Origin of the sequence: Pseudomonas sp. B21-015, from assembly GCF_024749285.1 — a bacterium.
Lineage (GTDB): Bacteria > Pseudomonadota > Gammaproteobacteria > Pseudomonadales > Pseudomonadaceae > Aquipseudomonas.
The window spans coordinates 3,785,785-3,804,549 of sequence record NZ_CP087196.1; the positions used below are offsets into that span (position 1 = coordinate 3,785,785).

General features: G+C 58.8%; 20 protein-coding genes and 1 pseudogene. 8 read left to right on the top strand and 13 right to left on the bottom strand.

What is annotated here, in order from left to right; translation table 11 throughout:
- Positions 1–43 precede the first annotated feature (43 nt).
- Complete coding sequence (locus LOY38_RS16760; RefSeq protein WP_258696194.1) at positions 44–685, bottom strand: FMN-dependent NADH-azoreductase; 642 nt, start codon at positions 683–685, stop codon at positions 44–46.
- Positions 686–790: 105 nt separating this feature from the next.
- On the opposite strand from LOY38_RS16760, the gene LOY38_RS16765 reads away from it, so the two are divergent.
- A complete protein-coding gene (locus LOY38_RS16765) occupies positions 791–1,645 on the top strand; it encodes a LysR substrate-binding domain-containing protein (protein WP_258696195.1) in 855 nt (284 codons plus the stop codon).
- Positions 1,646–1,821: 176 nt separating this feature from the next.
- Complete coding sequence (locus LOY38_RS16770; RefSeq protein ID WP_258696196.1) at positions 1,822–2,220, top strand: hypothetical protein; 399 nt, start codon at positions 1,822–1,824, stop codon at positions 2,218–2,220.
- A gap of 209 nt (positions 2,221–2,429) precedes the next feature.
- Here the strand turns inward: LOY38_RS16770 and LOY38_RS16775 are convergent, their stop codons facing one another.
- Positions 2,430–3,143, bottom strand: a complete 714-nt coding sequence (locus tag LOY38_RS16775) for a tetratricopeptide repeat protein (protein WP_258696197.1) — start codon at positions 3,141–3,143, stop codon at positions 2,430–2,432.
- Between the two features lie 220 nt (positions 3,144–3,363).
- Between LOY38_RS16775 and LOY38_RS16780 the strand changes: the two genes are divergently transcribed.
- Positions 3,364–3,525: a DUF2986 domain-containing protein gene (locus LOY38_RS16780; RefSeq protein WP_258696198.1), complete on the top strand. Its 162-nt coding sequence runs from the start codon at positions 3,364–3,366 to the stop codon at positions 3,523–3,525.
- A gap of 747 nt (positions 3,526–4,272) precedes the next feature.
- Here LOY38_RS16780 and LOY38_RS16785 read toward each other — a convergent pair.
- From LOY38_RS16785 to LOY38_RS16815, 6 genes are all read right to left on the bottom strand, one after another.
- Entirely contained in the window at positions 4,273–4,524 is a 252-nt protein-coding gene (locus tag LOY38_RS16785) for a hypothetical protein (protein WP_258696199.1), read from the bottom strand.
- 144 nt (positions 4,525–4,668) lie between these two features.
- Positions 4,669–6,660 carry a hypothetical protein gene (locus tag LOY38_RS16790; protein ID WP_258696200.1) on the bottom strand — a complete coding sequence of 664 codons (1,992 nt, stop codon included), beginning with the start codon at positions 6,658–6,660 and terminating at the stop codon, positions 4,669–4,671.
- Positions 6,653–7,429: a DUF2182 domain-containing protein gene (locus LOY38_RS16795; RefSeq protein WP_258696201.1), complete on the bottom strand. Its 777-nt coding sequence runs from the start codon at positions 7,427–7,429 to the stop codon at positions 6,653–6,655. Before LOY38_RS16795 ends, LOY38_RS16790 begins: the two co-directional genes overlap by 8 nt.
- A 10-nt stretch (positions 7,430–7,439) precedes the next feature.
- Positions 7,440–8,921 (bottom strand): tyrosinase family protein, encoded by a 1,482-nt coding sequence (locus tag LOY38_RS16800; RefSeq protein WP_258696202.1) that lies wholly within the window; start codon positions 8,919–8,921, stop codon positions 7,440–7,442.
- A gap of 376 nt (positions 8,922–9,297) precedes the next feature.
- Positions 9,298–11,199, bottom strand: coding sequence for a potassium transporter Kup (locus LOY38_RS16810; RefSeq protein WP_258696203.1), 1,902 nt, complete (start codon positions 11,197–11,199; stop codon positions 9,298–9,300).
- 421 nt (positions 11,200–11,620) lie between these two features.
- Entirely contained in the window at positions 11,621–12,241 is a 621-nt protein-coding gene (locus LOY38_RS16815) for a cell wall hydrolase (RefSeq protein ID WP_258696204.1), read from the bottom strand.
- A 245-nt stretch (positions 12,242–12,486) separates the two neighbouring features.
- On the opposite strand from LOY38_RS16815, the gene LOY38_RS16820 reads away from it, so the two are divergent.
- A complete protein-coding gene (locus LOY38_RS16820; RefSeq protein WP_258696205.1) occupies positions 12,487–13,338 on the top strand; it encodes a CAP domain-containing protein in 852 nt (283 codons plus the stop codon).
- An 86-nt stretch (positions 13,339–13,424) separates the two neighbouring features.
- Here LOY38_RS16820 and LOY38_RS16825 read toward each other — a convergent pair whose 3' ends face one another.
- Positions 13,425–13,817: a DUF5329 domain-containing protein gene (locus LOY38_RS16825; protein WP_258696206.1), complete on the bottom strand. Its 393-nt coding sequence runs from the start codon at positions 13,815–13,817 to the stop codon at positions 13,425–13,427.
- On the opposite strand from LOY38_RS16825, the gene LOY38_RS16830 reads away from it, so the two are divergent.
- The gene (locus LOY38_RS16830) at positions 13,816–14,223 is read left to right on the top strand and encodes a hypothetical protein (RefSeq protein ID WP_258696207.1); all 408 of its coding nucleotides are present in this window, start codon (positions 13,816–13,818) and stop codon (positions 14,221–14,223) included. The genes LOY38_RS16825 and LOY38_RS16830 overlap by 2 nt on opposite strands.
- Positions 14,224–14,241: 18 nt before the next feature.
- Here LOY38_RS16830 and LOY38_RS16835 read toward each other — a convergent pair whose 3' ends face one another.
- Both LOY38_RS16835 and LOY38_RS16840 read right to left on the bottom strand, forming a co-directional pair.
- Positions 14,242–14,478: a hypothetical protein gene (locus LOY38_RS16835; RefSeq protein WP_258696208.1), complete on the bottom strand. Its 237-nt coding sequence runs from the start codon at positions 14,476–14,478 to the stop codon at positions 14,242–14,244.
- 60 nt (positions 14,479–14,538) lie between these two features.
- Positions 14,539–15,327: a DeoR/GlpR family DNA-binding transcription regulator gene (locus LOY38_RS16840; protein ID WP_258696209.1), complete on the bottom strand. Its 789-nt coding sequence runs from the start codon at positions 15,325–15,327 to the stop codon at positions 14,539–14,541.
- A gap of 813 nt (positions 15,328–16,140) precedes the next feature.
- Here LOY38_RS16840 and LOY38_RS16845 point away from each other — a divergent pair.
- Both LOY38_RS16845 and LOY38_RS16850 read left to right on the top strand, forming a co-directional pair.
- Positions 16,141–16,422 (top strand): annotated as a pseudogene (locus LOY38_RS16845) (MFS transporter); the annotation flags it as partial.
- 145 nt (positions 16,423–16,567) lie between these two features.
- A complete protein-coding gene (locus LOY38_RS16850; RefSeq protein ID WP_258696210.1) occupies positions 16,568–17,035 on the top strand; it encodes a hypothetical protein in 468 nt (155 codons plus the stop codon).
- An 87-nt stretch (positions 17,036–17,122) separates the two neighbouring features.
- Here LOY38_RS16850 and LOY38_RS16855 read toward each other — a convergent pair whose 3' ends face one another.
- Both LOY38_RS16855 and LOY38_RS16860 read right to left on the bottom strand, forming a co-directional pair.
- Positions 17,123–17,545: an HD domain-containing protein gene (locus tag LOY38_RS16855; protein ID WP_258696211.1), complete on the bottom strand. Its 423-nt coding sequence runs from the start codon at positions 17,543–17,545 to the stop codon at positions 17,123–17,125.
- 15 nt (positions 17,546–17,560) lie between these two features.
- Positions 17,561–17,950, bottom strand: coding sequence for a hypothetical protein (locus LOY38_RS16860; RefSeq protein ID WP_258696212.1), 390 nt, complete (start codon positions 17,948–17,950; stop codon positions 17,561–17,563).
- Positions 17,951–18,459: 509 nt separating this feature from the next.
- Here LOY38_RS16860 and LOY38_RS16865 point away from each other — a divergent pair.
- Entirely contained in the window at positions 18,460–18,753 is a 294-nt protein-coding gene (locus tag LOY38_RS16865) for a fructose-bisphosphate aldolase (protein WP_258696213.1), read from the top strand.
- Positions 18,754–18,765 lie beyond the last annotated feature (12 nt).

The window sequence follows — 18,765 nt, forward strand, 5'->3', positions numbered from 1 at the left end:
TTGGCGTTTGGAAAGCCGTCCTTTTGAACCAGCACCTGAAGGCTCAGCGACCCAGACTATCTGCCAATCTCCTGGCCTGCCGAGTCGCGGCTTCACGCGCACTGAGGTCAACGTCTTCCCCCTGGATGGTTTTCTCTACAATCACCGAGTGCACATCCGTCACGCCGATAAATTGCAGCCAGGCTTCCACGTAGGGCTTCTGAAAGTCGAAGCGCTCTGCCGGCGTGATCGACTGCGCCGAAAAATCCAGGCCACGGGCGTACATCACCACGGCGGTTTTGTTGTGCAGCATGCCTTCCAGACCGCGCTCCGGGTCGAAGCTGAACAGGATGTCTTTCTGCGACACCAGGTCGATGAAATGCTTGAGTTTGTACGGGATGCTGAAATTCCACAGCGGTACGGACATCACCAGCACATCTGCGCTGTGCAGGTGAGCGGCCAGATCTTTCAGCGTATTCCAGGCGTCTTGTTGTACCGGGGTCAAGGGAGTGCCATTGAGTCCGGCGTATTTGGCCTCCATGGCCAGATCATTGAATTCCGGCAACGCCATGTTCCAAAGGTCGAGGGTGATGATTTCGGTGTCCGGGGTGTTTTCCTGATAGCGCGCAATGAAGCTGCGGGCGACTTCAAGGGAGGCTGAGCGCTGTTTGCGCGGGGAACATTCGATATGCAGAAGAGTAGTCATGGCACGCCTCGGGTGGTGGGAGATTGGGGGGCGGCAAACATTGCAACATAGTTTTATTTGGAATATAAATCACAAATAAATAAGCCATTAATCACAGATCAAACTATGTTCGATACTTTGCTGCTCAAGACATTTGTCACGGTCGTCGATGAAGAAGGCTTCAGCCGTGCAGCCGAGAAACTGCACCTGACCCAGTCTGCGGTCAGTGGCCATGTGCGGCGACTGGAAGAACAGATTGGTAAACCCCTGTTGAGGCGTACCACCCGTTCCCAGCAACTGACGCCCGATGGCGAGCGTCTGGTCGCTTATGCGCGCACGATCCTCGCGCTGAACCGTGATGCCTGGGCAGAACTGACACGCACGCCGTTTCACGGGCGACTGCGGATCGGGGTATCCGAAGACTTCGTCGAATCGAGATTAATGCGCACTTTTCAGGATTTCGCGGCGCAGTACCCTGGGATGGAGATCGACGTGCAGGTGGGCATTCCGGGCATGTTGCTGGCCTTGATGAAGCAAGGGCATCTGGAGTTGGTCATCGGTTCTCTGTGCGAAACCAGCGACGCGGGGCTGCTGCTGTGGCAAGAACCACTGGTGTGGGCCTGGTCGGCGCAGCCCGTCACCCCGTTACCGACGCCGTTGCCGCTGGCCCTGTTCCCCGAGCCATGCCCTTATCGCGAGATAGCGCTGACACGGCTGGCTCGGGCAGGGATCGCCCAACGAACGGCGATGTTGTGCAGCAGCACGGCCGGATTGCGAGCGGCGGCACTGGCTGGCTTCGCGGTAGCACCCATGCCAGTCAGTCAGTTGGGGCAAGGACTGGCGGTTCTTGGCGTAGAACAAGGATTGCCGGATTTGCCGGATGCGCAGTTTCGGTTGTTCAGCGCTCCTGAAGCGGATCAGGCGATTGTGGCAGCGGTCACTCAGCTCATTGTGGAGTACTGCTCCACGCGCAGGGCTTAAGAATTATTTTGAGGTCTTGGGTTTACGGTCGTCGGTTATTTAAGCAGCGGTGTCCTAGAACTTTTCTCTATTTATCGGTCTATGTGGACAGGCACATCCTCGGTAAGCGCGACCTCGCAGGCTTCCCGCACTCAGATGGCCACACGTCCATTGTCAATCAGAGGTTGTCTTTGCTCATGAAATTCCATGACCCACGGATGGTGCTCTTCGGCCTGTTCGCGCTCGCGACAGTGGGCTCGGCATCAGCAACACAAATGAAGACCTCAACCCCTGCTTTCGCAACTGAAGTCACAACCGTTCAGGCTCCGGTCGAAGCCGCCGGCAACCCTTGGCCAACGTTGGCCAGTATGGCTGGCAAACAGCCAGGTCCATTGCTGGCCCATGACGACCGATACTGGCATGACGACCGTTGGCACGATCGTAGAGACGATTGGCGCCGAGACGACTGGCGTAGAGAACAGTGGCGTAGAGAGCAGGCCCGTCGAGAAGCTGAACGCCATCGTTATTGGGAACGCCACGAGGATCGGCCCATGCGGCACCGTTACGAGGACGATCACCGCTACTATCGTCGCTAGTGCGAAGCCACGAGATTAATCCGCCTGCAACACGGGCGATGCTCCGCCAACCTGCGACACCAGGTCTCAAACCGGCCTGAAATAGCAGTGATCGCCCATCAGGTTGTAGATATCAGGCTGAAAACGTGGCGGAACAGACGGAAGTCTGACCATTCAATGCGACGGTCGAAGCTGGACCGTCGCCGCCCCCCAGAAGACCACTCAGAAACTCAACCGCGCACCAGGTAGGCTCCCAACGGAACCCGATGCCGCAGCTTCTTGCATTTGCCGGGCGGGGGCTGATGCCCGGGCGGGCGATCAGGAAACCAGATTCGGCATTTACCCGGAGGCGGCCAATGACCGCGGGGAATCTCAACTTCGTCGTACGTGGGCGTTGGCTCGGCGGAAGCCACTTGCAATTCTCCTTCGGGCATTGCGCGAGCGAAGTTGCCAGCGTCGCGCCCGGAGTCCGGAGTGGTTGCGGCCATTTCTGCTTCGCGGAGCCTTTGGGCCTCCTCTTCGAGCCCCTTCTGTACTGCGACCTGGTCCTCTTTGGTGTTGGGTGAGGTACTCGAAGCCTTGGCCTGCTGCGCCGCCTGGATCAATTGGAAGTTGCGGTTGCGTAACTGTAGGTTGCTACCAACCCTCATGTTCGAGCGCACCGCCAACGTTTCAGCCTGCTCGTACTGCCCCTGCTGAAGACGCAACACACCGAGGTAATGCAGCGTCGCGGGATTGTTCGGCTGAATATGCAGGGCGCGCTCCAGCGTGGCAGCGGCTTGGTCCAACTGGCCATCTCCATACTGCCGCGAAGCGGTTTCGATCAGGGTGGTTGATGCGCTGTTACTTTGCGAGGACGCCCTTCGCTCGGCAGCAACCGAACAAAGCGACGCGACGGCGCAGAACGCCAGGATAAGACCCGGCAGAAAAATCTTGGTTGGCATCAGGGGTGGACTCGGCTGATCTCGGACGGCACTGTCGTAAAACAGGCCACCAGCGCTGCTCGGCATCTGCGATACAGGGCCCTCATTGACCGGGCCAGTACCCTGAAGTTCCCGCTGCTACGGCCACTGCCGGGATCCGCAGGTCACCGCAACCGGTATCATTTTTTACCTGGAATTTTAAGCTGGTATCATTCAAGCACTGACAAACCGAGCAGAAAATATGAATCGTCGTAAAAAAATAAATCAGTTATTAAAGGCTAATGCCAAAAAGGCCAGCGCCAAATTGGCACCGAAAAGCAAGACTAAATACATTAGCAAAGCGGACCGATTGAAGCTGGCGGCTGAAGCCGGTCAGGACTCAACCATTTCCGCTGAGAGCTGATCTATGTGGCTTAAGCGCCATCGGAATTTACATATTTGATTGATGTATTCATTCCGATGGCACGTAGCGCGAGGGAGCGGCCTGGCCATTTATTCAAGCCGAAGCTGGTTCGCGGCTATGAATCCAGATTCCCCGGGTACATTTGACTGGACGCTTTTGGCCGATTCTGTTGAAAAAGTCGGTTCGCCCAAAACGCTCGAATATTGATGGGTGAAAACACCTCTTTTGCACGCTGCTACGTCAAATCTGAGTCCAATCTCTTCTGCGCAAAACACGGACTTCAATCTCAGACGCGTACTTTTCTGCCATGACTACCAAAGCCGACTTTTTCAACAGAACCCTTTGCAGACATTCATGACGTCCCGAGAGGGCAAAGCGAGCGGCTTGAACCACTTGTTAGGCTGGAATGCTAAAGTTGGATTAGAACGGAGACTACGGATTTACTCTGTCGAAGGACACGAAGGACCATTTCAAGCTGGCTGTGCTGTCATGCGAGGACCGCAACCATGAGGTTTAGATTTGATCCATTCCAGATGCGCCCGCACCCCATTGCGTTGATCAATCGTGTGGAGCGCAGTCGAGTCGACAGGCTTTTCCGCGACTACGTCGAAGCAAGGTTCGCTTATGGACAGAGGACTTTGCCCTGTGCCATAGCGAGGTATTTCCGGCGTCGTGCGCGGCGCGATGCCCATGAGGAAATGAAGCTCATCGAAGCATTACGCCACTGACTGCAGTGCTGAAAGGAGCTTATGGCCATTGCACGTCGTATTTGGAAGAAAGTTCTTCAAGTACCGCATTGCGAAGTTCGTCGCAGGCCCCTACATGGTCAAGATCGGGGCCACCATTGCTCATTGTGTCAATTTCCCAATTGCGTTCAGGAAAAGAGACTTTTCGTAGACGCTCGACTCTGCAAGTGCGAGCTTTATGTGGCCAACGACTCACCAATTCATTGTTGATCACATCAATAAGTTGAGCCTCGGGAATTTGCTGCTTTGCCATGACGAGCTCTCCGGTGATTTTTCCATGGAACACTTCATTCCGGCACTAGTCTCTCCGGCTACTTTTAGCCGACTCCTGCCTGCCACGTTCATAGCCCCTCCCCCAAAAGCCGAAGTTAAAAACGCGACGTAGACGACCCTCGGCTCAACGCAACTGAAGTTTCCAAACCGCTGCAAGCTCATACGCAGCCTTATCAGGCAACACCGTCGACCCACTACGACGAACCGTCCCGGCATGGTCGGCCAGCCCTTCGACGAGCGCAGCCCATTCCGGTCGCGGGTCTTTGACATAGTCCCAACCCAATCCCAGCCACGGGCATCGCCCACCGATCCAGGCCTGCACGGCCGGGGTCGCTTGCATGACGTAGTCAGGGAGCGCGGGTGCATCCGGTCGGGGTTGGCGCTCCTTGACGGCCGGCACGTGTAACTGCAGAGCGCCATTCACCTCGACGGTCACCTGCATCGCCCCGAGTAGCGCGATGTCAAAGGGCACCGGCTGGCTATGGGCAACATAAAAATACGCCATGCGACGGATGCTGTCGTAGTCGGCAACGGCACGATACAGGTAGGCGCAAATCACACCCAACATGGGATCAGCATGCTTTTGGTTCCGCAGGTCTGCGGCGAGCCGGTCGATGCTGTCGGCTCGAAGCCGGCCGGCGGCGAAATCGTCGATTGAACCGAGCATCCCTTGATAGCTCTCGGGAGCATTGCGCGTGCCATAGGCCTGGAAAACGTCGCCGGCGGTGCTGGGTGCCACGACGGCGTACAGGTCATCGTACGGAACGACCGGTGTAAATGTGCCATCGGCCAACTCGACCAACACCGGTATCCCCTGCGGATCGCCTTTGATGCGGAACGTCTCGAATCCGGGCGTTGCGCCGAGTCGCTCGATCGGCTCCCGGGACAAAATCCTCGCTTGATTGCCCCAGACGATCACGTTCGCCCGGCCTGGATCGTTGACCTGCTCCAGCCTGCGCCGAACCTCTCCAGCCGCGGTCTTGCGGACATCGGCAGCCGCATCTGCCTCAAGCCGATGAACCAGTGCCTGTGCCTTTTGCGTTTTTTCAGGCGTGTGAGCGGTCTGGTGCCGCAGCTCAAACAAATCCTGGAGTAGTTCCTTACTGTCGTCGGGGATGGTGATGAAATGGTCCGCTGGAACCGCCAGATCACGCCCCTTGAAGCCAAAACCGGGGCCGAGAATTTGCTCCCGGAAATCCGTGTCGGTATGCACCCGCTCAAGAATTTGCTCGGCGGAACCCGGTGCGCCAGCCGCCTCGACCGCGCCCTGGGTGGTGGCATTCCCCGTACGCGGCCAGGGCTGCAACTCGGCAGCGCCCTGCAAGGGGCTTGCGGTGTTGTAGAGCACGGCCGGTTCCGGATCGACCAGGCACTGCGGGTTGAGCTTCAGGCGATACTCTTTCGCGCGCTCGGTGGTGCGCGACCGCACGCATCTGCCCAATGTCTCCGTGGTGATCACACCATCGCTGATGGCGGCCGGCTCGATGCCCCAGAGCGCGTCGGCGATCACGCCAGAAAACACACACTTGCCCGGAGCGCCGGACATCGGATCAGACACCATATAGCCGAGTTGTCCGTCCTGGCAGGAGGCCAAGTGATCAAACCTGGGGCTGTCAACTTTCGTGCCCTGCACGACGATCCCGCGCACGGCATCAAGGCGCATCAACTCGATATTCCTCGGTGCTTCGCGACACGCATCGGTAATCAGCGTGATGCGCTGGACGCCGTGCAGTAACAACTCCTCGTAGAACCGGTCGGCACCAACACAGTACTTCGAGCGCAGGGAATCGCTGAACAGCCACAAGATCGAGCCGAAATCCCCACTGGTGAGGCCATGACCGCAAAACGCCAGGATCAACTGCTCGACCACCTCGGCCCCGCTCGGAAACAGTTCATCGACCGCTTGCTGCACCCGCTCACGGGTGACTGGAATGTCGCCAGCGAGGCCATCGTCGACGATTCTTACGTTGCTGGCACCGAAGCCCGAGCCAAGCGCCCAGTCGCCAATTGAACGGGCGGCGAGCACGGCTCCGTCCAGGTACGCGAAGCGCAACGCCTGGTTTGAGGTCGGGGTCAGCGTGCTGACCCCGATCGCCAGACAGGCCCGCCTAGTCATGCGGGCGCGCCGCCTTTCGCGCAATGAGGACAGTGTAGAGGTCAAGTCGGGGGGAAATCGCCGGCCAACGCCAGCGCGGCCGATCGGCTGGGGTGAGGCGTTCAGTCAGCATCATTGCACCTGCAAACAGCATGATCGGAATGTGCCACGCCCCGCCAAGCAGTGGCACCAGCATCCAGGCCCAACACGAAGCAATGCACCAGCCCCCATGCGTCATGCCGAAGATCAGGCAATCCCTGTCGGCAGCCCAGCCGAAGAGACCGATCCGCCGCATCCGGTGGCCACGATTGAGCGCCGCGCGGTGCCACGGGCTGGCACTCCACAGCGTCGCAATGAGCAGTGCACCGGCAAGCGCAGCCTCTGCGACGGTGAACTGCAACAACAGCGCGAGGACTGTCAGGATCGGTCCGGCGGCCATCCATAGCGCGCCGTAACCGAGCAGGAACCCGACTGACGCGCGCAGGCGTCTGCGTGGCAGGCTGGAGCGCCAGACATGCATGAGCGGCATTGCCAGCAAGGGCGGCATCATCGCGACAAGCATCAGCGCCCAGTCAGCCAGCAGGCGGTTCAGTGGATTCAAGGCGAACTCGGCCTCCAACACGGTGGGCCAGAGCGTGACGATAGACAGCCCCTCTACGGAACTGCAGAAGGTAGGGTGCGCAACGTTCCCGGCGTTGTAAACCGAAAGGGCCAGACCGAGCCCGGCCGTCGCGAAAAGCAACGGCCAAGGCGCCTGGGTGAAGTTGCGCAATACCGAACCTAGCTGCATGAGCGGGTACTCAACTCACGACGCCACTTCGCTTGAGAACGCTGATTCGGTCCACCGTCACGGGCTTGGCTTCCGATATCTGCTCGCCCGGAACGAGGGTCACACGCAAATGGTTTGGATCGAAGTCGCCAGCATCCGTCAGCCGCTGGGCCAGCTCGGTGATGTCGATCGTATAGCCAAGCCCGTTGCCGCCGTGGCCGCCGTCTGGCCGCGAGGCGACGTTCAGGCCGAACAGCGTCAGGCTGCCGGCATGGCACTCGGGATGGAGTTGCGGATCGACGCCTTCCGGCAGATTGACGTACACCTCCAGAAGAGGAGAAGGCGCGGAGCCGCGCACCGATTCAAGCGCCAGGTAAAGCCGGGTCACCTCCTTGCCCGCCTCCATGGCGCCCATCGCGGCGATGCCGGCGGTGGTGGCTTGCTGGTCGAGGTCGACCTGCGTGCGCACTGGCGCCCCGCCAACCCTGACGACCGATGCATTGGCACCGATTGGTTCGATGCTTTGTTGGTCCGGCGCACCCATTTTGACCCGTGCCACAGCCTCTGCTCCAGGTGTTACACCGGTGCCGATGCGCAAGTCAGCATAGCTACGGTGTAATTTGCCATCCTTCAGTGTGTCGCGGCCGGAGAACTTCATTCCAGGGGCCGCGCCGCCGGGCACCGGCATGATGAAGGTACGGTCAGCCGGACCGTTGAGCCAGCGTGGATCGCGAACCATCGTCTTGCCCGACGTGTTCATCCACGCTTCCCAGAGCCGGTCGATGTTGCAATGGTGCAACCAGAAGATCGGGTCCAGGCCCGCCAGGTACGGATCGGCCATGAATCCCCTGTCGCCGCCGATCAGACGATGCACCGTATTGTGCGGGTTGTTCTCCAGATCGCCGGTCCAGCGGGCGAACTGAACGAAATCGCCGGTGACTCCGCCGCCGAAGCCGATGCTTCCATCATTGCCGACCTGGAAATCGTTCTCCTCCATGGCGGCAAGGCTGAACGCATCGCGTGGTCCCGGCCGCAAGGCAGTCAGCCCCTCTCGACGGGGATATTTGCTGAGCGGGTTTGGGCTGCCGTCGGGCAAGGTTTCTTCCAGGAAAGCATCCGGAACACGCCGCGCATCCGGGTTGCCGCTGTTGAGGTAGTTCCAGTACGGAAGCGCCCAATCTTCGCCGGTCAGCTCCTTCACTTTCGCGGCGACGATCGCCTCGAATGCAAACACATAGCCGCGGTGCCAGGAAAGGAAGTACCAGCTGCCGTGCTGGCACTGACTGCCGTATGTCTTGTTGGTGAGATCCTGCGGAATCGGGTCGTCCTCACCGAGGACGTTCTCGTCAATCCACAATTGCCGATCGAACCCGTGGATGGCGCCCAGAAACTTCCAACTGTTGCGATCGGTTATCGGCAGCTTGTCCAGTTCGCGCATTGCCAGCGCATAGTTGAGCAAGACTTTGTTCCATCCGGAGCCAAGTGTCGCGACATCTTGTCGAGCCGTGTTCATGAACGCACCCTCCCTTGCAGCATTTCGCTGGGGTGGCGACTGTGTCGTCACACCGATCGCAATCCTTTGCAGCTCACGACTTCATGTTGACGGCTGAACTGCGCTCACGAGGCCCGCTGAGTTGCGGTGACGCGTACCTCTGCGAAATTCAGTATAGAAGCTCGGCAAAAATGTCATCGTGAATTCACATGATATTTGCCGCAAACGATGAACGGCGGTCAATGGGTGCAGGTACTGATGGAAGCGCTTCAAGGCTAAAGGTTTGGTGCAGAACCTGTGGGAGCGGGCTTGCTCGCGAAGAGGGAGTGTCAGTCGACATCATCGTTGTCTGACACACCGCTTTCGCGAGCAAGCCCGCTCCCACATGGATTTGCGCTTACATCTCAACCTGCGTGCCCAGCTCGATCACGCGATTGAGCGGCAACTTGAAGTATTTGAGGTTGCTGTTGGCGTTCTTCAGCAAAAACGCGAACAGGCTTTCGCGCCAACGGGCCATGCCGATACGCTTGGTCGGAATGACCGTCTCGCGGCTAAGGAAATACGTGGTGCGCATCGGACTGAAATCCAGCTCTTTCAAATGGCACAGACTCAACGCCAGCGGTACGTCGGGCTCCTCCATAAAGCCGAAGTGCAAACTCACGCGAAAGAACCCTTCACCATAAGCCTCGATCTCGAATCGCCGATCCGCCGCCACACGCGGGCTGTCTTCGGACACCACGGTGAGCAACACCACCTGCTCGTGCAGCACCTGGTTATGCAACAGGTTGTGCAACAGGGCATGAGGCACCGCATCAGTCCTGGCCGTCAGAAATACCGCGGTCCCCTGCACCCGATGAGGTGGTTGCGAGCCGATGCTGCTGATGAACAACGGCAGAGGCAGAGCGGTTTCGTCCAGTCGCTCGACCATGATCTTTCGACCGCGTTTCCAGGTGGTCATCAAAATGAACAGGGCAATACCGGCAATCACCGGGAATGCACCGCCCTGGAAGATCTTCGACGCATTGGCGGCGAAGTACAGGCTGTCCACTATGAGAAAACCCAACAGCATCGGAATGGCCAGCCAACGAGGGGTTTTCCACAGCAGCAATACGACGGCCGAGGACAGAATGGTGGTAATCAGCATGGTCCCCGTCACCGCCACGCCATAAGCCGCCGCCAACGCACTGGACGATTCAAAACCGATGACCAGCAACACGACGCCAACCATCAGCGCCCAGTTCACGATGCCGATGTAGATCTGCCCCTGCTCCTGACTGGAGGTGTGCTGGATAAACATCCGGGGCACATAACCCAGCTGGATGGCCTGGCGAGTCAGTGAGAAGGCCCCGGAAATCACCGCCTGGGAGGCGATGATGGTGGCCAGTGTCGACAGTGCGACCATCGGCAGCAGCGCCCAGCCAGGTGCCAATAGATAGAACGGATTACGTACTGTTTCCGGGTTCTCGAGGATCAGCGCGCCTTGGCCAAAGTAGTTGAGTACCAAGCCCGGGAGCACGAGGATGAACCAGGCACGCGCAATCGGTTTGCGACCAAAATGGCCCATGTCGGCATACAGCGCTTCAGCACCGGTCAATGCCAACACCACAGCCCCCAGAATGGCCACGCCAATGCCCGGATGAAGCACAAAAAGTTGCACGGCCCAAGCAGGATTGAGCGCTTGCAGCACTTCCGGGCGTTGCAGGATGCCGTGAATACCGAGTGCGCCCAACACCACAAACCACAGCACCATGACCGGGCCGAACAGAATGCCGATACGCGCCGTGCCATGTTTCTGGATCAGGAAAAGCGCTACCAGGATGACCACTGACAGCGGAACGACCCAATGCTCAATGCCATCGAACGCAAGCTGTAGCCCTTCAACCGCAGAGAGTACCGAGATGGCCGGGGTGATCATGCTGTCCCCGTAAAAAAGCGCCGCGCCAAACAGGCCGAGCAATACCAGCACCCAGCTCATTTTGGGATACGGTGCCGCGGCCCGACGTGCCAATGCCGTCAAAGCCATGATGCCTCCCTCGCCCTGGTTGTTGGCGCGCAGGATAAACAGCACGTACTTGATCGAGACGACCCAGATCAGTGACCAGAAGATCAACGACAGAATGCCCAGCACACCGTCTTGATTAGCCTGGACACCGTAGTGACCGGCGAACACTTCTTTGAGGGTGTAAAGCGGGCTGGTGCCAATATCCCCATAAACCACGCCCACCGCGGCGACGAGCAAACCCACTCCCGAGGTTCTGGAATGGGTTTCTTCTTGGGCAGGGATCACTGTTTCACTCACGGGTAACTTCTCTGAAATTGAGAGGAAGAAATTGCATGCCCCTTCGGGCAAGAGGGGTTGCGGGGTCACGGGGTTGGCGTTTCGACTCGGCTGCCATGAGCTCCAACAACTTGATAATGAGATTAGCCCATTGCGTTGTCATGCCGTCCGGCAAAAGGTCACTGCCCCAGAGAAACAACGACGCTGAACCCCTCAGGTCAACCAGGGGACGAAGGCGTGCAGGCCTGTCGATGATCAAAAAAACGCGGCAAGTATCGTCGCGGGGGAGAATATCTACCGTAAAGAAACCGTAAAAAAGCACGGGCAAGCCCGAATACCAGGCAGTTACGCTTCCACAGGTTCTGCGGCTTAACTGACTGGCGGGTGAAGCCCCATCAAATTTCTTGTGCGCCAAGCAGACCATAACCGAGGCGTTTCCCACCTACCTTGCCGTCCCGCCACCAGGTTTATAAAACAGAAACTTCCGGGTCTCGGCCGTCTTGGTGTACTCCTTCGCCCAGTCGGGCTTCACCGTTCTGTCGTGGAAATACAAAGCACCATGGGTGCGGTCCGTGAGCTGCTTGTTGAGTGCCTTGCGCGCGATTTCCTTGGCGAGGACATATTCGTCGTCCTCGTTGACCTGATCCGAACGCCCGTCGCACCACCACGAAAACTGGCAGGCATGCTTTTCAGAACCTTGCTTGACCACGGCGCACACCGTATCCGGAAAACCCTCATGGCCCAGCCGGTTCATGACCACGCTGGCCACAGCTTCCATGTCGGCATCTGTCACCCCTTTGGCTTCCCAATAGATGCTGCGTGCAAGGCACGTAATGGCATCGTCCAGCGGCGCGGCGCCTGCCGGATCGACTGCCTGCGCTTCAGAGGTGGTGATGGTCTCGGACTTGGGCACCGGAACTTCACTGCCCTTCTCCGCCGCTTTCTGCTCCAGGACCTGCGCCTTGTCTTCGGCCACTTCCTGCTTTTGCTCTTGGTCGGTCGCCAACACTTGCCCGCACAGAAGGATGATTGCGTAACCGGTGGCTACCCATTTTAATCGCATGATCGACCCTTCCGATAAAACCGGCCTGAGCAATGAAACGGCGCCGTTGTAGCACTGACCTGGGTAGATTGTAGTCGTCGCAAGTCATTCCCACCGCCTGACAAGAAACGGCATGTCGAGGCGAAAAGGCATTGCGTCGAGAGGGGGGAAATCGCGCATCATGGGCGAAGGCGGCGTTCTCAATGAGTTTCCCCGCCGCGAAACCAATTGAGAACGCCCCCCTAGTCCATTCAAGGGAGATTTTCATGCGCAGCCTGTCATCCATTTTGCATCTTGCCGCGTTGTCATTCGGGCTGGTGTTCAGCGTCACCGCGTCGGCGGCCGATGAAAAGCAACTGGTCGAATCAATCAACGTTTACCGCAGCCAGGTGCAGCGCTGCGGCGGCCAGGCGTCTTCTGAACTGCCGCCGCTGGCGAGCGATCCGCGTCTGGTCCTGTCCGCCAACAGCATTGGCGACTTGCAGCAGGCGCTGGCCCGAGCGGCTTATCCGATGGTCAATGTGCAGGCAATCAGCTTGTCCGGCCCGCGTGATGCACCGTCCGCCATGAAGGCGATTCAGGAGAGCTTCTGCCAAGTGGTGCTGGACCCGCAATTCGTCGACGTCGGCGTCAGCCGGGACGGCCGTGAGTGGCGCATCGTGCTGGCGCGTCCGCTGTTGACCGGGCGCCTTGGCGACTGGCAGGCGGAGGGCCAAAAACTGCTCGAAGCGATGAATAGCGCCCGCACGCAAGCGCGCCAGTGCGGTGCCCAATCCTTTACCGCCACGACGCCGCTGACCTGGAACGCCACGCTGGGGACCGCAGCCGAGACCCACAGCCGGGCCATGGCCAACCATAACTTCTTCGATCACAAGGACCGCGACGGCCGCACGCCGGGTGATCGGGCCGAATTGGCGGGTTACGCCGGCCAGCAAGTTGGTGAGAACATCGCCGCCGGGCAAGACACCGTGCGCAAGGTGGTGGATGGCTGGCTGGCCAGCCCGGGCCATTGCGCCAACCTGATGAACCCACAATTTCGCGAACTGGGCGCAGCCTATGCGGTGGACCCGAAGAGTGACGCGGGCATTTACTGGACGGCGATGTTTGGTACGCCGTGAAGGCCTGAACCGCCTTTTGAAAAAGGAATCGCCAGTGACTGATTGGGCTGGTGGTGCATCTGCTGCGCTAGCGCCCGACAAGACAATCAATGACGTTGCCGCTGTAGCTCGGTCTTCAGCCAGAGGCTGGCCGGTTGCATGCCGGCCGGACAGCGCACTTCATAGGCGCGGCCACTCATGCTGCTTTGGGTGGCCGCCAGTTCAATGAAGTCTTCTGCGCTGTTCACCCTGTCCTGTTCATCCAGATACTCCAGCTTCTTCTCCAGATGCGCCCGGGCCTGAGGGCCTTGGTATTCGCTTCCGTTGCGCACGAACCGGCACTCACTGTGCTCGACAAAGTCCAGCAAGCCGTTTATTTCCTGAGTGGCTTGAGGTGGGGTTTGTGCCTGCGCATTGAACACCATGGCAGTCAGGCCGATACCCGCCGCGATCAGCCATTGAGTGAGGGGCGCAGCAATAGGCCCGGTCAGCATTCGCATGGTTATTCCTCAGGAGGAGGTTCAGAGCGGTAATGACCCCGCTCTGAAGCCGGGCGATCAAGCGTCAATCGTCGCCCTGGTTGTCATTGTCGTCACGGTTGCGATGTCGACGGCGATCATCACGACGATCGTAATCGCGGTCATACCCTCGATCATCACGGTAATCATAGCCACGGTCATGGTCGCGACGGTATTCACGGTGATCCCGATCGTACCTGTCTCCCTCTTCCCAGTAAGGCCAGCAGCCTCCCAGCAGGAGAGTACTTGCAATGGCCAGGGTCATTATCGCGGTGCGCTTCATTTGAACGTCCTAAAAGGTCAGGGCTGCGGGGATGAGGTGACGCTACAGCGAATTCAATCGCAGTGCGTTCAAACCCATAGGTACGACCTTTCAGCCGATCAATGATTCAGTTATCGCCGGGCGTTACAGCGTTCTTTGGCTGTTACCGATGGTCCTCGCTTTTTCGATGGCCCAGTCCATCGCAGCTTCCATGTCCAGCAGATGCGGCGACGGGTGTTTGTCCTCAACAATGACCGAGCCGTCCGGCCGGTAAACACCGATGAACATCTCCAGCGAGCCGTCTCTCAGTATCTTGGTTTTAACCTCAATGCTGCATCCGTTCGACAGCGTTTCCGAGTGGATCATATGGCGCTCAGTCATGGCTGCATTCCTCCCGTCGTTGCTATCAGCGTAACCCATGCAGCTGAGCTGCGATGACGCTCAAGCGTCTGCCTGTACCACCTCGATCCCCAGTTTCTGGTAATCCTCGACGTTACCCGAGGCCACATGACGTTCGGTGATCAGCGTATGCACCCGGTTGCAAGGCGCCACCACGAAGGGTTCCACCGCCCCCAGTTTGTCTGCGGTGGTGACGGCAATCACGTGGGAGGCACTGGCGAGCATCGCCTGCTTCACCGGCACCTCATCGAAATGCAGCGAGCTGAGGCCGACTTCCGGATGAATGGCGCAAACGCCGGTGAACACCAGGTCGGCCTTGATGCCCTCGATCAGCCGCAGGGCTTCATGCCCGCTGGAAGACATGGTTGCGGGGTTGAGCTGACCACCGGCGACGATCACCGTGATGCCTTTGTATTCAGCCAGGGTGATCGCGATCATTGGCGAGGCGGTGATGGCCGTGATGACAATGTCGCAGGGCAGCGAGCGCGCGATCTGCAGCGTGGTGCTTCCGGAATCGAAAATCACGATCTGGCCATCCTTGACCCGGCGTGCGGCCAGTTGGGCCAGGCGGGTTTTCACCTCATCGGTTTCGCTGACCCGGGTGAAGTAATCCTTGCCCGTGTCCTTGGGCCGCGGCAGCGCCCCGCCGTGCACCCGCTGCACCAGCCCGGCGCTGGCCAGCTCCGATAGGTCCCGGCGAATGGTGTCTTCGGACACGGCGAAATGCTGGCTCAGCTCGCCGGCCATGACCTTGCCGTCGCGTTCGAGGATCAGGAGGATTTTCTGGCGGCGCAGCTGGGGGAGTTCGGCTGAGGGATGCTCGGCTTGCATGGTTATGCCTGTTTTTACGTGTTTGTGCGAGATTAGCCAAAGCACTGGCTAAACACAATCGCCGAGGGCGTTGCCAGCCAGTAAAGCCAATTTCAGCCGTAACGCCCTCTTTGTAGCAGCTGCCAAAGGCTGCGTCCGGCTGCGAAGCAGGCGTGAATCCGGCTCATGCGGTCTGCCTGATATACCGCTATTTATGATTTTACGACTGCTTCGCAGCCGAACGCAGGCTTCGCCAGCTGCTACGGGTGCGGTGTGATGGCGCTGATAACCCGCTTGTTATCTGCCCCCGCGAACACGAAAAAGCCCGCACAAGGCGGGCTTTGAAAATCGAGTAGGTGGCCAGTGCTGGTCTCTGGCTTACAAGGTTTATCGGGCCTCTCACAGAACAGGATTTTTAGCTTTAGGCTGTTCTGCCTCACACGGCATAAGGGCTGGATCTCAGCGCGGAGATCTTTCTAACCGTGTACCCTTGGGAGCGCGCCCCACGCTTCCTCGCTATCCCTTTGCGCATCAGTCTGCGTCTTCACCTACATGTTCAGAATAGCAAATCGTTCGAAGCCCGGGCCGGGCTTTTTAGACCGATTCTTTTCAAGGGGAATGATGGGAGAATGGAAAAATACTAACGCCGCGCTGACGAAGTACAGACGGCGCGATTCACACCGAATTCACAATGAACGCCCGCAACCATCGATGCGCCGGATCGCGATGGCAGCGCTCCGGCAGCATTGCCACCAGATCGCGTCCCCGGTGCTGCCGAGCGCAGCCCGGCCAAGGCGATCGCCCCGAAAAAAGCATCAGCGGGGCGCCACCCAGACGCTTCGGGTGATCTACGTGACCATGGTCTACGGCCCGATCGCCGCCTGGCTGGTGGAACTCTTCCCGGCGCGCATCCGCTACACCTCGATGTCGCTGCCCTACCACATCGGCAATGGCTGGTTCGGCGGCTTCCTGCCCACGGTGGCGTTCGCCATGGTCGCGGCCACGGGTGATATCTATTACGGGCTGTGGTACCCCATCGTCATCGCCGTGATGACGGCCATTCTCGGCACCTTCTTCCTGCCGGAAACCAACGATCGGGAGATTCATCACGCATAAGGTGGGCCTACCCTCTCCTGCCAGGGAGAGGGCAATCCTCCACGGTTCAAAGCGGCCAGTCGTGATCTCGGAAAAAATCGGGGCGATTCATGTTTCCTCGACTAGGGTTGTCAAGGTCCTCCCATGGAAGAAAATTGTGAAAAGGATGCCTGCTGCCGCCATCGCATTGACCGTGTTATTCGCGCTGTCCAATACCGTGTCTGCTGAAACACCCGCGCTTGATGAGGCCCGCACACTCATTGCCAAGGCACATATAGGCGGTAACCTCTCCACCCTTGCACTGTCGGCCGCGCAGAGAACAGTCACCTACGTGACGATCGCTTCAAAGCTGGGAAGCACAAAGGCACGCAATGCCGTGTCCGACGAAATCAATGCATTGCTGCCCAAGTATCAGCCTGAATGGGACGAGAACCTTGCGCGGGCCTATGAGAAGTCATTCTCTCGAACAGAGTTGGCATCACTCGCCGCTGAAGGCCACGCTTCAAAATACGCGAGCAAAGTGAAAGAACAGCAATCGGAAATTGGTGCAGTGATGCAGTCGACCTCCGAACCCATTCTGATTGCTCTTGTCACCGAGGCGCTTAAGGCGACCCTGGCCAAACACACCCCGTAGCATTGGCAGCGATGGCGGCGTAGGAGCTGCCGAAGGCTGCGATCTTTTGATCCTGACGTCGGCAAATCCCGGAGTGATCGGCACCCGCTACGAACGCAACACCCCCATCGCCCGCCGATACTTCTCAACGCGCTCCAGATCCTCCCAGGACGGTTGGGCAATCCGCGACAAGTCGCTGTTCTCTTCCAGATCCGCCAGCTTCACCATCCGCCCGATCGGGTTCTGCGCCGCGCGCTCAACGAACGCTTCGTAGGACTCGCCCGGCACCTTGGTCACCGACGCAATCGCCGTCAGCACCGCTTCGCTGAAGCCTTCCTTGCGCAGATCGTCGAGGCTGATGCCGCAGTCCTCGACTACATCATGCAACACCGCGACGATGCGCTCTTCCAGCGTGTTCACCCGCAGCATGACCTTCAGCGGATGCAGGATGTAAGGCGCGCCGCCCTTGTCCACCTGTCCCTCATGCGCTGCGGCGGCGATGGCAATGGCGCGTTCCAGTGTCTGGCTCATGGGATTCTCCTCGGGTTAAACGCCGTAACGGCCAGTGAAATGAATGTTGCGTTTGAACCATCCGGCAATCGCCTTCCACCGCCCCACAGACTTGGCACCCTCGACGTGGCGTTCGAGAATCATCGACACCACCATCGCCTGATCGACACCCGGATGACCATCCACCAACTCAGCGACCCAACCACAACCGGACTTCTGCAAATGCAGACGCCACTCACCCGGCCAGGCCTCAAGCTCCGACGCCGCCAACCACGCTGCCCCACCCTGCTCGCAATGGCCGCCACCGATGGACTGTTCGAAACAAAAAGGCGTGTCCGGCCGGGAAAGGTCGATGTGGAAGAGGTAGATGTCCTGGATTTTGTGCTGCGGCGTGGGGGCGTTGTTGCGGCTGCCGATTTCGATCATGGGCGTGTTCCATCCTTGGTTTCTCGTTGGCTTTCAGTCTACGACGGCGGCGACGCTGAACGGAAGCAAGCATCCTCACCCGCGAAAATCCCGCGCCTGATCATTCGACGAAGGCTCGGCCAGGATTTTGAAGTCTGCAAAATATGTAGGAAACAACCGTTTGTGGCGAGGGAGCTTGCTCCCGCTGGGCTGCGAAGCAGCCCCAAACCCTGCTAGCCATTTTCCTCAGACACACCGCAACACCCGGTTTTACTGCGTTTGCGCCATAGAACGAGGAAAAGCCACTTTGCGAAATGACCATCCGAGCGTCCTACACCCCGGTTGCGGCCGTCGAATGAAAACTCTGGCAAAATTCGCCCGCGTTTCATTTCATGGCGGTTGTGCGTGGGAGACTTTCGAGTCTGCCGGGTTTAGGTCATCTCTCGGTCTGCGAACCCGCGTACAGCTGCCACCCAATTGTTTCGCAGCGAAAAGGTGGCACCTCTATTTACTTGCTTAGAGAACTACCAATGACCACGAACAACCCGCTCCGCCGCTACACCCCCATGTCCCACTTCGCCACCGACCACCCCGTCCTCCTCATCGACGCCGACGCCCCACTGCGCGAACTTCACAGCTGCCTCAGCGAACGCCTCAACGCCGTCCTCAAATACCTCAACCTCATGGCCTGCACCAGCCTCCCTGACTACGCCGAAAACGACATCAACACCGTCACCAACATCGCCCGGATCATGGTGCAGGACGTGAGCGATGTGTTTCAGGTGATTGAACAGCGTGGGTTCGATACGCCTAAGGGGCAGTGACCAGATTCGAGT

Excerpts from the sequence above, each read along its gene's own strand:
- LOY38_RS16760 (WP_258696194.1), bottom strand. The coding sequence starts at position 685 with ATGACTACTCTTCTGCATATCGAATGTTCCCCGCGCAAACAGCGCTCA.
- LOY38_RS16765 (WP_258696195.1), top strand. The coding sequence starts at position 791 with ATGTTCGATACTTTGCTGCTCAAGACATTTGTCACGGTCGTCGATGAA.
- LOY38_RS16800 (WP_258696202.1), bottom strand. The coding sequence starts at position 8,921 with ATGAACACGGCTCGACAAGATGTCGCGACACTTGGCTCCGGATGGAAC.
- LOY38_RS16825 (WP_258696206.1), bottom strand. The coding sequence starts at position 13,817 with ATGCGAATGCTGACCGGGCCTATTGCTGCGCCCCTCACTCAATGGCTG.
- LOY38_RS16790 (WP_258696200.1), bottom strand. The coding sequence starts at position 6,660 with ATGACTAGGCGGGCCTGTCTGGCGATCGGGGTCAGCACGCTGACCCCG.
- LOY38_RS16820 (WP_258696205.1), top strand. The coding sequence starts at position 12,487 with ATGCGCAGCCTGTCATCCATTTTGCATCTTGCCGCGTTGTCATTCGGG.
- LOY38_RS16830 (WP_258696207.1), top strand. The coding sequence starts at position 13,816 with ATGGTTATTCCTCAGGAGGAGGTTCAGAGCGGTAATGACCCCGCTCTG.
- LOY38_RS16860 (WP_258696212.1), bottom strand. The coding sequence starts at position 17,950 with ATGATCGAAATCGGCAGCCGCAACAACGCCCCCACGCCGCAGCACAAA.
- LOY38_RS16785 (WP_258696199.1), bottom strand. The coding sequence starts at position 4,524 with ATGGCAAAGCAGCAAATTCCCGAGGCTCAACTTATTGATGTGATCAAC.
- LOY38_RS16850 (WP_258696210.1), top strand. The coding sequence starts at position 16,568 with ATGCCTGCTGCCGCCATCGCATTGACCGTGTTATTCGCGCTGTCCAAT.
- LOY38_RS16840 (WP_258696209.1), bottom strand. The coding sequence starts at position 15,327 with ATGCAAGCCGAGCATCCCTCAGCCGAACTCCCCCAGCTGCGCCGCCAG.
- LOY38_RS16775 (WP_258696197.1), bottom strand. The coding sequence starts at position 3,143 with ATGCCAACCAAGATTTTTCTGCCGGGTCTTATCCTGGCGTTCTGCGCC.
- LOY38_RS16770 (WP_258696196.1), top strand. The coding sequence starts at position 1,822 with ATGAAATTCCATGACCCACGGATGGTGCTCTTCGGCCTGTTCGCGCTC.
- LOY38_RS16795 (WP_258696201.1), bottom strand. The coding sequence starts at position 7,429 with ATGCAGCTAGGTTCGGTATTGCGCAACTTCACCCAGGCGCCTTGGCCG.
- LOY38_RS16815 (WP_258696204.1), bottom strand. The coding sequence starts at position 12,241 with ATGCGATTAAAATGGGTAGCCACCGGTTACGCAATCATCCTTCTGTGC.
- LOY38_RS16865 (WP_258696213.1), top strand. The coding sequence starts at position 18,460 with ATGACCACGAACAACCCGCTCCGCCGCTACACCCCCATGTCCCACTTC.
- LOY38_RS16855 (WP_258696211.1), bottom strand. The coding sequence starts at position 17,545 with ATGAGCCAGACACTGGAACGCGCCATTGCCATCGCCGCCGCAGCGCAT.
- LOY38_RS16835 (WP_258696208.1), bottom strand. The coding sequence starts at position 14,478 with ATGACTGAGCGCCATATGATCCACTCGGAAACGCTGTCGAACGGATGC.
- LOY38_RS16780 (WP_258696198.1), top strand. The coding sequence starts at position 3,364 with ATGAATCGTCGTAAAAAAATAAATCAGTTATTAAAGGCTAATGCCAAA.